Annotated in this window: 14 protein-coding genes and 1 CRISPR repeat array (1 of these 15 cut by a window edge); of the genes, 5 read left to right on the top strand and 9 right to left on the bottom strand. The window is 42.0% G+C overall.

Annotation, left to right across the window (positions count from 1 at the left end; all coding sequences use genetic code 11):
- Window positions 1-953: direct repeats of the CRISPR family, unit length 30 nt; unit sequence GTTTCAATTCCTCTATGGTACAATTCAGAC; it begins 987 nt to the left of the window's first position.
- Window positions 954-1162: 209 nt separating this feature from the next.
- From cas2 to cas6, 8 genes are read right to left on the bottom strand one after another with little or no spacing between them, the layout of a single operon-like run.
- Window positions 1163-1426, bottom strand: coding sequence for a CRISPR-associated endonuclease Cas2 (cas2, locus tag BLR32_RS15285; protein ID WP_089833242.1), 264 nt, complete (start codon window positions 1424-1426; stop codon window positions 1163-1165).
- Window positions 1427-1428: 2 nt separating this feature from the next.
- Window positions 1429-2433 (bottom strand): type I-B CRISPR-associated endonuclease Cas1b, encoded by a 1005-nt coding sequence (gene cas1b, locus BLR32_RS15290; protein ID WP_089833244.1) that lies wholly within the window; start codon window positions 2431-2433, stop codon window positions 1429-1431.
- An 11-nt stretch (window positions 2434-2444) separates the two neighbouring features.
- Entirely contained in the window at window positions 2445-2948 is a 504-nt protein-coding gene (gene cas4 / locus BLR32_RS15295) for a CRISPR-associated protein Cas4 (RefSeq protein WP_089834176.1), read from the bottom strand.
- A gap of 32 nt (window positions 2949-2980) precedes the next feature.
- A complete protein-coding gene (locus tag BLR32_RS15300) occupies window positions 2981-4054 on the bottom strand; it encodes a CRISPR-associated protein Cas7 (protein ID WP_089833246.1) in 1074 nt (357 codons plus the stop codon).
- 11 nt (window positions 4055-4065) lie between these two features.
- Entirely contained in the window at window positions 4066-5382 is a 1317-nt protein-coding gene (locus BLR32_RS15305; protein ID WP_089833248.1) for a hypothetical protein, read from the bottom strand.
- A gap of 1 nt (window position 5383) precedes the next feature.
- Entirely contained in the window at window positions 5384-7546 is a 2163-nt protein-coding gene (gene cas3 / locus BLR32_RS15310; RefSeq protein ID WP_176842295.1) for a CRISPR-associated helicase Cas3', read from the bottom strand.
- Window positions 7506-8126 (bottom strand): hypothetical protein, encoded by a 621-nt coding sequence (locus BLR32_RS15315; protein WP_089833252.1) that lies wholly within the window; start codon window positions 8124-8126, stop codon window positions 7506-7508. Before BLR32_RS15315 ends, cas3 begins: the two co-directional genes overlap by 41 nt.
- A gap of 7 nt (window positions 8127-8133) precedes the next feature.
- Window positions 8134-8793, bottom strand: a complete 660-nt coding sequence (gene cas6, locus BLR32_RS15320) for a CRISPR-associated endoribonuclease Cas6 (protein ID WP_176842296.1) — start codon at window positions 8791-8793, stop codon at window positions 8134-8136.
- Between the two features lie 228 nt (window positions 8794-9021).
- On the opposite strand from cas6, the gene BLR32_RS15325 reads away from it, so the two are divergent.
- The 5 genes from BLR32_RS15325 to BLR32_RS15345 all read left to right on the top strand — a co-directional run bounded on the left by BLR32_RS15325 (window position 9022) and on the right by BLR32_RS15345 (window position 13600).
- Window positions 9022-9774: a DUF72 domain-containing protein gene (locus BLR32_RS15325; RefSeq protein WP_089833256.1), complete on the top strand. Its 753-nt coding sequence runs from the start codon at window positions 9022-9024 to the stop codon at window positions 9772-9774.
- A gap of 15 nt (window positions 9775-9789) precedes the next feature.
- Entirely contained in the window at window positions 9790-10707 is a 918-nt protein-coding gene (locus BLR32_RS15330) for a bestrophin family protein (RefSeq protein WP_089833257.1), read from the top strand.
- Window positions 10708-11250: 543 nt separating this feature from the next.
- Window positions 11251-12234 (top strand): hypothetical protein, encoded by a 984-nt coding sequence (locus tag BLR32_RS15335; protein WP_143011482.1) that lies wholly within the window; start codon window positions 11251-11253, stop codon window positions 12232-12234.
- Window positions 12235-12348: 114 nt separating this feature from the next.
- Window positions 12349-13140 (top strand): hypothetical protein, encoded by a 792-nt coding sequence (locus BLR32_RS15340; protein WP_089833259.1) that lies wholly within the window; start codon window positions 12349-12351, stop codon window positions 13138-13140.
- Between the two features lie 94 nt (window positions 13141-13234).
- Window positions 13235-13600, top strand: a complete 366-nt coding sequence (locus BLR32_RS15345; protein WP_089833260.1) for a SnoaL-like domain-containing protein — start codon at window positions 13235-13237, stop codon at window positions 13598-13600.
- A 216-nt stretch (window positions 13601-13816) separates the two neighbouring features.
- Here BLR32_RS15345 and BLR32_RS15350 read toward each other — a convergent pair whose 3' ends face one another.
- Window positions 13817-15532: a RagB/SusD family nutrient uptake outer membrane protein gene (locus tag BLR32_RS15350; protein WP_089833261.1), complete on the bottom strand. Its 1716-nt coding sequence runs from the start codon at window positions 15530-15532 to the stop codon at window positions 13817-13819.
- Between the last annotated feature and the right edge of the window lie 6 nt (window positions 15533-15538).

Here is a 15538-nt window from a genome sequence, read left to right on the forward strand (position 1 = left end):
CATGTTTCAATTCCTCTATGGTACAATTCAGACCGGTTATAACCAAGTGTCCATACACGTTTCTTATATGTTTCAATTCCTCTATGGTACAATTCAGACTATCAAAAATACAAAACATGCTAGTCCTGCGTGGAGTTTCAATTCCTCTATGGTACAATTCAGACTCGCACTGCAATTGGATAAATAGAGTGTTCCCCACCGTTTCAATTCCTCTATGGTACAATTCAGACTCTATCTAAATCCGCTTTGTTGTCATCCTCATCATGTTTCAATTCCTCTATGGTACAATTCAGACTATTACCGATAGCCTTCTTGGCTTCCCTTATACGTGTTTCAATTCCTCTATGGTACAATTCAGACAGAAGATCAATAATAAGTTCGCTTAATCTTCTACATAGTTTCAATTCCTCTATGGTACAATTCAGACCGCACACTCCTGAATACAGCTACGTAGTAGGTAAAAGTTTCAATTCCTCTATGGTACAATTCAGACAGGTACCCAACTGTGCCTAACCAGTCTTTTTCGATTGTTTCAATTCCTCTATGGTACAATTCAGACTAATCTGACAGCTGTTGCAATATTCTTTGCAACATTGTTTCAATTCCTCTATGGTACAATTCAGACAAATTTATAGTGTTATTGGTTCGACAAATTGAATAGTTTCAATTCCTCTATGGTACAATTCAGACCATCCATTGTCCGTTTCACGCGCCACCTCTATCTCGTTTCAATTCCTCTATGGTACAATTCAGACTTGATTAGTAACTGCATGCGTTAGTTTTTCTTACCTCGTTTCAATTCCTCTATGGTACAATTCAGACAGGTCTGGCAATAAATGCATGGTCCGGATCATCACGTTTCAATTCCTCTATGGTACAATTCAGACCAACCAGTATGCGGCTTATCTGCTCCGTTGCATCATGTTTCAATTCCTCTATGGTACAATTCAGACCCGCTTAAAAAAAACAAATCAAATATCTGATTATCAGCGAAATAATCTAGTCTCAACTACAGCGGTTACATCTCCCAAGTCGTCCACCTATAAAAGTAGAATTTCTCCCGGACTTAGACGACGATTCTAATAATTTGACAATTAATATATTGTGTATTTGGGCATAAGTCTGCGAGTTCAAAGCTCCAAATAATTCTTAACCTCGACGCTTACAACATATTATCAATTTCATTCTTTTCTCTTCCGATAACCTGTTTTTCCAGCCATTTTTCCTGTCGGGTTTTAAAGATAATAAGGCTGTCTTTCCGGGTATCCATAATTAACTCAGCTTCAAAAATGAGCTCCTTTAATTGCACCGGACTTAATTCCCCTTCAAATACGCTGTTTTGGATCCAATGAAGGTATCTTCTGCAGAGTTTAAGCATTTTGGATACTCGCTTTTCTTCAATATCGTATACAAGTATAATATACATGATTACCACCACGCTTTAAAAGGTTTATACTCCTCTATATTTAGCATATGCTTGGTTAATTTGTAGCATTCCAGTTTAACGAGGTGTTTGTAGCTGACATTCCTGCCAAGAGACCGGTGTTTGATCGTTTCGTTGATTTTCTCATCCCAGGCTTTAACAATGATCTTTCTTCCGCTTTCCTTCAATAGGCAGCTATTTAAATTGTGGTCGAAGTCACCAGGTTGTATTTGTTTCTTATTTAGTAGGGAAAATATTAGACGGTCTGCCAGTATTGGCTTGAAGATCTCGGACAGATCTAAAGCCAGTGAATACCGTCGCTCACCTGGTTGATGCAGGAAGCTGATAGTGGGATTGAGCTGGGTATGATAAATCATTTCAAGGCATAGGGTGTAGCATAGGCTGTTAATAAAAGAGATCATTGCATTGACTTCATTCGAAGGCGGCTGCTTGCTACGTTGACCCATTTCAAAATCGTTAATAATAGCGGAAAAAGCGTCATAATAGCTTAATCTGACGTTTCCTTCAATCCCCATTAGCATTTCAATATCAATTGCTGATGATATACTTTCGGTTAAAATTTCGATCCGGCTGATCTGTTCTGATGTGTCTTTCTGCCGGTTGTTGTAATATCTAAGATTCTTCAGCATATTAAAAGCTGCTCCTTCCGTTAATTTCTGTGCGAGGGATAATCTTTTTCTGGCGTTCGAATAAAGATTTGTTTGGGCAATGAGCATTTTTCCTGCCAATAAATAATCTTTTGGCATATAAGACCCGGTATAGTGCTCATAATAGTCGAAGAAGTGAACACTGATGTGTTCTTTTCCAAGGAAGTTATAAAGTGTGCTATTGGTGTCCAGACTGCCGAAAACGTATAGGTTATCAACCGTTTCAACAGGTATGTACTTTGTGGAAGATTCATTCCCCCGCTCATCTATTGCAGAGAATTTAAGTGTATTGTCTTTCCGGCTCATTCGGCCGGGGTTAAACAAATAGTATGATTTTTTCATCTAGCCAGAAATTATTCAGAAGAGTAACAAAATTCGTAGTAAGAGCATCTTTTGCAAATTGAACTGTTCAGAAGTTGAGGACATACCGGATTATGTATGATTGTGTTGATTTGTTCAATACAAAGTTGCAGATATACCCGGTCACTATCTGAGAAAGATATTGATTTTGTTTGCCGTAATTTCGGATACTCAATAATACCTGTAACGCCGGTCACGTTATTCTGCGCCAGCAACCATATATAATATTTGACCTGCCATTCATGCGCATCTTCCATACTGCCCGATTTCTTTATTTCATGTATAACCTTGTTCTTCGCATCGTAAAAATCAATTTTACTTCCTCCTATTTCAATCTCCGTATATTTTTCGGCTCTTTGTGGATAACTGTTTTCTCCAATTAGTTTCCCTTCCGCGACTAAATCGGACGTATGCTCAAGTGTAATACCATTTGTGAATAACCACAATTTTCGATGGCAAACATGATAGTAGTTAATATGGGTTGCTGTTATATTCATTCCTATCGGTACAATTAACATCGGACAGATAATCAGTTAGCCTGGTTTTCAAAGTCAAAATGGCCAATCATTTCCACCAATCTCTGCTCTGCCTTCTCCAGCGCGTCAGCACTTCCTACTGAACCTGCTATATGACTTGAAGCAATTGGAGTAATGAATAACTCAGCCTTTGTTGATTCATCAATCTTAGGGACTGCCTGAGGACGTTCTGTATCGTCTCTTAAGTCGCCCCGAATGGCATAGGCAATCTGATTGGCGTTGTCACTTATAGCCAAAGCAACAGTTTCCATCAGGCTAAAAGTGCGGGACTGGTTGGATGTTATCCTCCAGTTAATTAAGGCCTTGGCTAAAGCGGGAATGATCTCTTCTCTTCTTTCTTTCGGGCAGATCAGGCATTTACCGAATATATTAGCCCCTTCTAACCAGCCTTCGGACCGAAGCTTCTTTTCAATGTTCGGGAAGAGCTCAGGTTCGAGTTTATTGGTAGAAACACAGAACAGTGTGCGTAAGTCAATAGCAACATCGTAGGTAAATAACCCACTGACGCGGGTCTGATCCTGTATAAATGCCCGGCTGGGTAAGGTTCTCTTGTTGCTTGTCAGCCACTCATCCAATTCTTCTTTCGAGAGTTGCGCACCACGCTTTTTGTTATCTAACCAAAACACTTTTACTTCATGGTGTTCCGGATGAGACGTTCTGTCGAAGGTGAGATTTTCAGTTGGGTACTCAATGCCTCCCAAAAGTGGATGTAAAGGACGCATGGCGGAGAAGGAGAGAGGACTTCTTCTTTTTACCCCGAAGCTTCCGCTTTCAGCCTTCATATACCCCCCCAGCAGCTGGTCGGTAAAAGAAGGATCACATGGAGAGTGAGGTTCTTTCTGGCTTGCCTTATTATCTTTTTTGTCGATTTCCCAGTTGAAGGTCATTGCAGAGAAGGGCATATTTAATGCTTCCAAAACAGAGCGCTTTACCTGCTGACCACTGGAGTAAGCCATTTTTCTTCCAAATTGTGGATCAACATAAAATTTCTGTCCGTCGTTTACTGCAAATACAGTATGTTGGGCATGACGTAGCCCTCTCAGGTAAATGAATGGTATAGTTTTCATGTGTCTACTTATTAATTATTTACTTTTTGATAAGCATATTCAAAACGGATAAGCGTTACAAAGAGAGGAAAGTTGTCCGAAGGCATCCTGATAACCTGATCAACCACATTACGGAAAACATCTTTGTTGTCTGCTTGCAGTATCTGGGTAAGCCGGTCAATAAATGTCCGGATATTGGATGCGCTTCTGGTTTCTTCTGAAAGCGTATCCAGGTCTTTTTTTCCCCTGTTGGGGATGCGTTCAAAGTCGATCAGTGATTTCGCGACTTCTGAAGCTAATTGATGCAGGTCTGTTTTGTTAAGCATAGCAATTATCCATAGTTTTAAAAGGTGATAATGAATGAATGATGTCTCGTCCGAAAATTTGAAGTCTTTGCCCTGGGCATAAGGAACTGAACCCTTAGGCATGAATTCCCTGAGCTTAGCTGGTTCCATTGCTCTTAAGCCTATACTTCCGTTTCTGCAGGCGGACTTAAAATTGTAAAATGTTTCGAGTGATTCAATATGTCCGTCATTTAATACAGAACCTTCTTTATTAATGAAGACTTTATCCCTGAATTCGTATAAATGCTGAATGTCTGGAAGATATACCTTAATAAATCCGATGGTTGTATTGGTTTGTGAAAGGTTGTAGGCATATATGATGATTTCTTTTGAAGGGTATTTCTTAGACAGCCGGAAAAATACCTTAGACCATTTCTGAGTAGGAATAGCCAACCCACCAATCCCTTCAACAGGCTCAATGTCGTTATAGTTAAAGCTATCTTCTTCAAAATCTTCCAATAGGGTTAGGGATAGCCAATGCCCATTCCATGTCTCAATTTGTTTGTCCTTTACATCAGGTGTTTGCTGAAGGAACTTCCGGTAATGTTTCCAGCCATTGAAAAGGCTTAACAGTATTTCTTCTTCATCGATCAGCATAGCAAATCCGCCATTAACTCCTATAGCTAATGCTTCACCTATCCATGAAGCATAGATCTCTTCCTCATCGATGTTGAAGTTCATGTTTGTTAATTGGCCGGAAGACGTTGCCTGTATCTCCTCTGCGGCAAATCCTACGTAAGTCGCCCCACTGGGAATGCCAGTTCTGATCTTATTTTTCAGGTTCTCAAATTGTGCCAGAGACCTGCCGCCATGCCTGGCAACATCTTCTTCCCTCGGCCTTTGGAAGAATGGAGAATTCCCCACATGCATTAAATGTGATTCGTCCCGGAAGAACAGAGGAAAGAATACCTCTTCAAAGAATTGAGCGCCTGAATAGCTTTCATCTTTGTTGTATCTTTTTCTGTAAAGATTAAGGAATTTCTTTCCGATATAGCTTGTATACATTTTATAAGAAATTATCGTGTTCAGTTAATTGTAACCCAAACATATTATAAGCATCCGCACGCTGAGGTATTACGAAAGGATATGAACCCACTTCTAATTGCTCATATCGGTTTTTATATTTCATAATAGTCTGGTAGTTGACAGGGATTTCAAATTGTTGCCTGGTCTCCCAATCAGCATTTAAGTAGGCATCTCTGTCGCTTTCAAGGATGCAGGCGGCTCCCTCTATTTTCAGCGCATCTATTAGAATAGACTTTTTATTGTCGGTAAGTTCTTTAAGGATATATCTATCGTTTCTATAAACCAGATGTATGTCAATTTCTTTAGTGTTTATTTCCGGATAAACCTTATCCAGCTTTTCCTGCAAGGAATTTTCTTTTAGTAATCCGAAGTTTTCCGGTAGTTGATCAAAGCTGGCGTTAAGTATGTCCGATTTATATGGCAAGGGGTTGCCGCCAGGCTTGATAACATGAATTGGTTTGTATTTACCTAATGTATGCTCGTTCCTTATCCTGTTTATTCGTCCAAATCGTTGTATTAGGCTGTCCAATGGTGCACATTCCGTGATCATTCTATCAAAGCTAATATCGAGGCTGACCTCCACCACTTGTGTAGATACAACAATGCAAGGCCTTAATCCGGACGTCCCGTTAACAGAGCCCCCTCCGTTAAATTCCCGTTTTAATTTTGTTTCCAATGTAACCCGGTCCGCTCTTTTAAATCTGCTATGAATAAGCATTTTAGGAATGTTCGGGAAATCATCCAGAAGTTTTTCAAATGCAGACTGCGCCTTTTTAATTGTGTTGAATATCAGGAGTACTTTTTCACCGTTTGCGAACGCCTCCTCCAGGATGTCATTTATCGGTTCTTCATCCTCTAGTTTATCTATAAGATGCCGGTCAAATGTATGGAGAACAGGAGCAGGTAACTTTACTTCATAGACCTTGTCTGCTCCACCTAATATTTCGAATAGTTGCTTATAAAGAGCGGTAGGCATGGTTGCAGTGCCTATGTGAACGTTGCAGTTTAATCTGATCAATGTTTTTACAAGTTCCAGCACCATTGCCATAGAAAAATCTGAATAGGTATGGATTTCGTCGAGTATGATATCAGTACCTTGCAGATCCAGTAACATGTTTTCATATCCCTTTATCCCGAATATGATGGCTGCCAGTTGATGAGGAGTAAGCACTTTTACTGAAGAACCAACTAATGGTTGAAGGATTTGCTCATCGTTGTTGTCTTTTGTGACGATTCGGGATGTTGCATGCAGCAGACGGATATCTTTATTGGGAACATTTTCCTTTATTCTTTCCCACATTGCGTTGATTGAGGCCTGGAATGGCAGTATATAAAAGATCCTGTTCCTGCATCTTCTGAGAAGGAAGTCGGTTTTTCCCGCTCCTGTGGATGCTATTAAAAATGTATGTTTTCTGATGTCGTCAGAAGAAAGTAAGGATAGAGGATAGATACTATTTTTCCGTTTTTCCCCATGGTAATATTTCAAATCGGGGACTTCAAATAAAGATCCTAATTGCTGCTGTGTGTTATGCATAAATGCTGAAGCAAAATGATCAGCTGATTTTAGTAAGCCGCGTAGCAGAGATACCCCATTTTTCTTTTTATCACAGTAATTGACTACATAATTTAGTGCTGCCATTGCTTCTTCTCTGGATATTTCCCTGGTCGGAAGTCCAAAATGCCTGATCACGTCCATGCCATGAATGCGCCATTCTTCCCAATCTTTCAGATGGTTGTCCAGGGTATCCCGGAATCTTGTAAGATCCAGAATGCCTTTACCTCCCGGATCATTAACAATTGACTTATGATGTGCAATAACAAGATCTATTAAAATATCCCATTCGGGTGCAGGAAAGCAGGGGAGGAATGCTAAGGATGAGATTTCATGTCTATGAATGAAGTCCCATTCAAAATTGCCCAGTAAAGATGTTCCTTTTTGATGGTATATCTTTCTCTGGAAATGTGGATGAGCTTTACCCAGATCATGCAAAATAGCTCCTTTCCTGGCTGTTTCCGGGTCTATATTCAGATTGAATTTTTTTACAAATAGTTCTATTGCCGACACTACATGCTGTGTGTGCTCAAGTAGCGATAAATTACCTTCATGAACACTTTTGGCCAAAATAGGATATGTCATCTTCATAGCGGGACCTGATTGGGTTACCATATATTTTTAACTCGCCAAACATCTCAACTGCATTGTTATACCGGTTATGCCCGACCTTGAATCCGGTTTCGGCTGTAGCCGCCAGCAATTCAAAGCCATCAAGCTTTTCCAGTATTTCTTCATCAGCCATAAATTGATGTTCAGGAAAAAGCAGATCTTCATTTCTGCATAAACAGACTGTTTGTGTCATTGCAATCTCAGCGTCAGATTGATTTTCAAAGGCGAGATATAAGTTTGGATTGATTAGTATTCCCCGGTTTATTATACCAATGTTGGTTTTATATTGATTCTTATCCTTATAAATATTGATTCCGCCCTTTGACCAGGTTCTTTCCTGTTGAATGTCTATGCCCTGATAGTTGAGGCGATGGCGCTTGATTTTTAATATTTTTCCATGGAAATCTTCATTTAATAAATCAGGGAATAGTTTTTTCTCAATACCTTCAATTATGGAAGGTGTCAGGAATTGTTGGCTGAAGGTTTCGCTGTCTCTGACAGCTGTCCAGGGTTTAATAAACCCGAATGGTCCCGAGTACTTTACGATATGATAATTCATGCTTTTTCTATTTTAATGCACCAAAGCCAATGCCTGTACTATTACCTACCCCCACATGCCAGGCAAATTCAATCTGTTCAGGCGTACCTTCTATAATAACCGGGCAGATATTAACCCTGTTCCCGATTTCTTTATACTTAATAATCTTTGTTCTGGGACTTGGATATGCCGCATCAAAAGCTACTCTGAGACCTTCACCGGGTAAGCCGGCAATTGCTAGTTTTTTCTGAAGTGCTTCTGTCAGGTATTGGCTGGCATTGGGATCATTGTGCTCTATATGCTTTTCATTATTGTCCTGCCTTCTTTTAATAAGTATTGGACTGGCGGTACGAAAAACTTCCTTGTTGGAAAAGACCGGAGGTGCTGTTATTTGTACTCCGGAAACCTTAATCCCGAACCCGATTACAGGGTCCAGCCTTATGCCATAAAGTATTCTTTTTAGTAATTTGTCATCATACGCGCTGATGAAGAAGGATGATCTGTCTGTAGTCCTGATGCCATGAGAACTTGTGTTTACTTGTTGGAACCACGAGAAGGAATAGAGACTGGTTTTGTCATGTACCTCATTTTCTGGACCTATCCATTTGTGAAGCACTCCGGTCAGGTAGTGTTGATAATTGAAGGGCACCGTTTCAGTGCTCCTGGTGATCTGTAGGTGTAATCTCATAGTAGTGAAATATTTATTGGAATCAAAATTCACCAGGTATGGGGACATCGTATGAGCGCGATATTACTAAATGAAGACCTTGAATAGGTTAATTACATGTTAATAGGGAAAAATCCCCCTCGGCGTTAATCAAATAATTGCAGCCTGCGCTATCTGTATGTTGGGGCGCCTTCTTTTGCCTGGCGTAATATTTGAATCTTTCAGCTGTAACAATAAGCTGAGATCAACATGAATACGAAAGGTGAATTCTATTCCGGCACAAGCGGACTGGTGCTGCCCGTAGCCAATAAACTAGGCTTCCTGCCAGCTTATAAAGATAAAAGCAGGCTTTCCTATTATGCTTCTATGTTCAATAGCCTTGAGGTAAACAGCTCATTTTATAAAATTCCAATGGCGACAACTACAAGGCGGTGGGCAACAGAAGTACCAGCCGGATTTAAGTTTACATTTAAATTATTCAGAGGAATTACTCATAATAAAGCACTTGCCTTCGAGGAAGCACTGGTAGAAAAGTTCATGCATGTAATAGACCAGGTAGGTGTCAAGAAAGGCGCCTTGTTGGTGCAGTTCCCGGCGAGTATACGCTTTGACAGTTTCTCACAGTTAGAACTCCTGCTGACTATCATTCGGGAATACGATCCGAAGAAAACATGGCAATTAAGTATTGAGTTCAGGCATATCTCATGGTATCGGAAAGAGACATATAAACTGTTGGCAAGATATCACGCAGCAATTGTCATTCACGATATGCCCAAATCCATTCCTCCTGAGGTAAAGTCCCGGCTTGACTTCGAGTATGTAAGATTTCACGGACCTGCAGGAGATTATAAAGGTGGGTATTCAGATGAGGTGTTACAAGGATATGCAGATAAGATCAATACCTGGTTAGCAGAAGGGAAGACTGTTTACGTCTATTTCAATAATACCATTGGCGATGCACTCAAAAACTTGATAAAGCTCAATGAATCTATTGTGAAATAAACGCACATTTGTAATATGATCATCCGCAAAAGAGAACATTGGTTCAGAATGTTATTTGTATGGCATGGGTCAGTGCTACCCAAGCTATTACCACGATTAATACTGTTATTCAGCATTGCTGTTGCCGTAGTCTATTTTCACGGAAGGCTCCTGACATACAAAATCCCATTGAACCCCGCGCCGTTCACCCTGTTTGGGATAGCGCTGGCCTTGTTCCTGGGTTTCCGCAACAATGCAAGCTATGACCGCTTTTGGGAGAGTCGTAAGCTTTGGGGAGCATTATTGAATGATACACGTTCCCTTACGAGGCAGGCATTATCTTTTACGAACTTCGCAGATGGCGACAAGACAGCACTCAGCTTCGTACAGCTGTCGATCGCACTTACTTATGCACTGAAGCACCAGTTAAGAGGGACAGACGCGCAGGATGATCTGAAGAAAAGACTCTCAGAAACGCAGTTCGCAGTTGTTGAGAATGCACATTTCAAGCCTATTATTATCATGCGGTTGATGGCAGAATGGGTACAACATTTAAGGCTGCAGGGAAGGATAGACACTATTCAGCAGGTGGCTATTGATCAGAACCTGGATAAACTGTCTGATATAATAGGCGGTTGTGAGCGGATAGCATCTACGCCTATACCTTATAGCTATCGTGTACTATTGCACCGGACAGTCTACATATATTGTTTCCTGCTGCCGTTTGGATTGGTGGATAGCCTTAGCTGGTTTACGCCATTTATTGTGGCGTTTATTGCGTACACGTTTGTTGCGCTGGAAGCAATAGCGGATGAAATCGAAGATCCTTTTGGAACAGAAGCGAATGATCTTGCACTGAATGAGATGTGCCGGGTGATTGAAGGGAGTTTAACAGAGATGACCGGCGAACCGTGGCGTGATGGTGATGTTGTGAGAGGTAAGGTGATCGATTAGCCACACACTGATTAGCATCAAAAATGCGAACAATATAAGTACCTGGAAAACCATCACCAGGCATAGCTCCGCCAACCTACTTTTAAAGTGGGGGCAATACATGTCAAAATAATCTGTGCTGGCAAATTGAAAAATATACAGACAAAGCTCCTCAACCAGCAGGAAGCCATTCGTAAACAGTGAAGACGGTTTTATGTAAGTAGCAACTCCTTCACCGTCTGACACCCCGGCAAATTTTCCGCTATTATAGCCGATTCCAGGCCGATGGTAAGCCGACAGCAAGCTATCCGAGCGCTGCGGAAAGATTAACTAACTCCTATAGGTCTATCTTTTTGATGTGCCTGGTCGATTCAACTTAAACAGTAAAATCGCGGTCACTATATTTCGCGAAACCCATCGTCATGACACGATATACAGTGTACTGAGTTGCTGAATATTTTACTTAATTTATTGATAATCATCTGGTATATTCGGTGGCATAGCTGTTGCGAAGAGTATTTGGACTTATAGCATATAAACCACCTTTTACTCAAAACTTACCTGATGGAAACAAATAGCATGACTGTAGTGAATGTAGGACCAATACTGGAGGACCTGCTTACAACGATAAAAAAGGAAGCTATTCCTGAATATGTTTACCTGAATCGTTCTGCTCCTGCACTTCATCGGAATGCGTTAGGCATCATGGAAGATACATTGCCTGAGATATTAGTGCTATTAGGTATTCGTAGCCTTATGGTGAATAGCAGTTATGATTACACCCCACTGAATACATTACGTATTGACATTCCCGAAGCTACGAAAGAAGAATATTTATGGCCCTATCTGAGAAAGGATGAAGTGATCAGAGAACTACAGTCCTTGTTCAGGAATTGCCGTATGGTAGGTTTTGATAACTGGGCGGCCATGTCAAGTGCTTCAAGTGTATGGGATGGGCTGTTAAGTGACGTAATCAAGCCCCTTGAACGGAATGACCTTGAATTCCTGTTTTACCTTGGAGATCCGGTAGAGAAACTATCCTTCCAGGTCGGCGAGGCACTTGACATTGTAAGCGACTTTTCACAAAACGGACAGGTGACTTTTGCCCTTGATGAAGGGGAGGCCATTAACCTGTGGAAGATGCTTAATGGCGTTGGTAAGGATGTTTCATTGGGAGAACAAACCTATGTAGATTTCCGGAGGAAGTATTATTCCATTTTCAGAACAATGGATATTGCCCGTGTACTGATTTATTCAGCCTCCACCGCAATGGTATTTACCGCGAAAGAGCAGTTTGCCATTACCCGGAAAATAGTGGATCATGAAATAGAAGTGGCTCCGGATGCACGTTTGAATTATATTGTTGGCTTTAGTACAGGATTAGCCCTGGGGCTTAGCATGGCGCATTGTATCGCGCTGGGACTGATTGTATTCGGGGCACAGGGAGAACTGAAGGCAAGTCCGGAGAAAAAGGACCTCGTGAGGTATACAGAAGAGTGGATTGCTGATTTGCAAAAAACGGCTACTATAAACCTTTATGGGGAATAATCCAGGTGTAGTCTTAAATAATAGAAAAGAAGACCGTCTCAAATAGTTCTGAGACGGTCTTCTTTTTTAAGCTAATACCAGTTAACATCAGGAGCCGATTTTTAAACGAAAAGTATGGAAATGCAGCTTTTCTGCATCTGGTTTATAAACTGCCTCATGGATTTCCTGTTTATTCTGCTGTTATCCCTTCGGAGCTATGCTCCACCAGTCACTATTCACGTAGTGGTAGCATTATGCGACAACAAATACCAGGGCATCGTACCCGTGCCTGCTAAGATCGGAAATGGACAGGATCCTGCGAATAATCTTTATTGGGGATGTGGTTATGGTGTCAAAACATTCCTGAAAAAACAGCCGGACTGGCAACTGGTAAAACTGATCAAACAGCCAGCGGCATACATTCACGAACGCCTCATCTTCAAACATCGCAGCTCAGGTGTTTACCTCGTTGCTGATGCTTATGACGGCGCCCGCATGAAGGAAGCTATCACCAATTTCCTGCGTTATGCAGCAGGGCGGGATTGTACCCCCATTCCGGTAGATAATGATACGGTGCCCGCAGGTGGTGATGCCCGCTTGATCTGTTTCGTGGGGCATAACGGGCTGATGGATCTGACACTGCCGGCTTATCCCGTAAAAGCAGATAGCCGCCCCCGTGATGTAGCTGTCTTCGCTTGCTACAGTAAATCCTACTTCTCAGAGCCTATTCGCAAAACGGGCGCAAATCCGCTGATCTGGACTACACATCTCATGTCTCCCGAAGCCTATACGCTGGATGCAATGATAGACAGCTGGTTACAAAAGGAAAAGTCTGGACTCATCCAGGAAAAGGTGGCCCGGACTTATAATCAATATCAGCACTGCGGATTGACAGGGGCAAGGAGACTCTTTTCCACAGGATGGTAAACTAAATAAAATTTTCCCCTGCCGTCAACCCTACTGACATAGGGTTGTCACTCCTGTCATTCAACTTTGTCCTAAATACTAAAAACGGACATATATGACTACACAGGAAATTGCAGACAAATATTATGAGCTGGCTTGTCAGAATAAATACGTCGAAATACAGGATGAGTACTATGGCGACAATGTAATATCCGTAGAACCGGAACATGCGGCCTTAAAAGGAATGCAGATCGTTACAAAAGGGAAACCAGCGGTTGTTGCCAAAGGCGTAGCTTTTCGTGAATTAAGAGAAGAGCTTCATAGTCAATCTTGTAGTGAGCCCCTGGTTGGAGGAGATTTCTTCAGTGTGATACTGAAGAGGGACATCACTTTTAAGAATAAGTCCCGTGTACAACTCGAGGAGATCGGTATATTCCAGGTTAGCGAAGGCAAGATTATATTGGAACAATTCTTTTATTAATCGTAGGGTCTATTATAAACAAAGGCTTCATGTCTGATGATATGAAGCCTTTATCTTATTCAATTTTGTGACACCGGTAGCTAAGCCACCCAATAAAGGCCGGCAGAGAGGGTAATAAAAAAAGGCCGGAGAAATTCTCCGACCTTGGACCAGTGTACCTGGTAACGTGGGTTGAAACCTGCCAGATATGAAACCTGTAACAAAGCTATTTAGCGCTTAGTAGCCGGGATTCTGTTTTAATATCCGCGAAGCGTTCAGCACATTCTGACCTAGAGGGAATATTGTCGTATGATCATCTGCATCCGGTTTTTTATCCCACCATGTGCCTGAATGAAAAACACCCCAGCGTACCAGGTCTGTTCTTCTTCTGCCTTCTACAAGGAACTCACGGCCCCATTCATCCAACATTTCCTGATCTGTCAGCTGACTGCCATCGGCTTTGTACAGGCTGGGTGAACCAGCAGGATAGTTACGTGTTCGTACTGCGTTCAGCAAGGCGGCTGCACCTGCCCTGTCTTCAGCCCTGTATTTACATTCGGCATAAGAGTAATAGATTTCTGCCAGCCTTATTTCTGCGTAGGCAGAACTTATTTTATTATCATCATTATTGGGATAGTAAGGATATTTTATTGGAAATACGCCTGAGTTATGGTCGCCATGGTTCATATTGGACTCTTTATCGCTGATCTTGGTACCCGGCGGTGTGTTCAGGAACATACCTACCTGATCACGTAAGAACAACGGATAGGGCCCTTTATTACCTCTCACGGTGTCTGTATGCCCATCTGCGTTTACGTAAGGCAGATAACCATACAGGAACATACCTTCGCGCTTGCTGTTGCCCAGGTTTTTGTATTTTTTAAGACGGTAATCGTCAGGATAGCGCTGGAACTTTATGAACGGTTTACCCATTGTGAAAGTATACTCTACACTGTCCACATCCCGGCCTGGCTGTAAAGCATACTTAGGGTTTGCTTCGCCGAAATCTGTAAAGCCAAGATAGCGGGTGGCCTGATAAGGCATCATCCAGAAGTACATATCACTAGAATACTGCCAGTGTGTGAGTCCGAAACTTCCAGGGAAGCCAAAGAGGGTTTCTGCAGATTGACTGTTGTTATAATCAAACGGAGCGTCCCATCTGCTTTCCAGGGCATAACTACCATATTTGCCGTCAATGATATCCTGGCATACAGTTGCGCAGTCAGAGAACCTTTCCTTGCCGGTATATACTTTGGCATTGAGATAGAGGCGAACTAACAATGCAGCCGCACCTCCTTTTGTCCACCGGCCGATAGCGTTTGTACCCAGGTCCTGTCGGGTAGGCAGGGCAGGAATAGCATCCTTCAGTTCCTTTTCAATGAAATCAAAAGCTTCCTGCGGTGTTACCTGTGGTCCGGATTGTGTTTCTCCTTTTACCTTGGTAACAATCACCATGTTCCTGTAAAGATCAAGTACGCGGATATTGAGCCATGCCCGCAACGTTTTCAGTTCTGCAATGTAATCATCCAGTTCTGCCTGGGTAAGGTTGAACTTACCCGGATTCTGAATGCCCTGCAGATCTTCCAGGGAGTTGGTGGCCAGGTTGATGCCCTGATAGAGCGCATTCCAGGCGTCGCTGGTATAATTGTCGTTGGGAGTCCAGGTATGATAGTGTACCCGCTGATATTGCGCGCCGTCATACCAGTCGCCCTGCCTGTTGAGCGTCATCAGCTCATCTGTGCTGTTCTCCTGCAGCATGAAGGTAGAGCCACCCTGTATGCTCCAGTAAGAGTGTTCAAAGGGGCGGAGAAAGTCGCGTATCACATCCGCTTTCGTTTGCAGAAAGTTATCGGAGGTGATCCTGTCGTATAGTTTTTCATCGAGATTAGTACAGCTGCCGCTTAGCAGTAAACCTGCCAGCAGAATAGAACAGCTTTTTATATTGCGTAGCATTTTCAG

The organism is Chitinophaga filiformis (assembly GCF_900102545.1).
Taxonomy (GTDB): domain Bacteria; phylum Bacteroidota; class Bacteroidia; order Chitinophagales; family Chitinophagaceae; genus Chitinophaga; species Chitinophaga filiformis.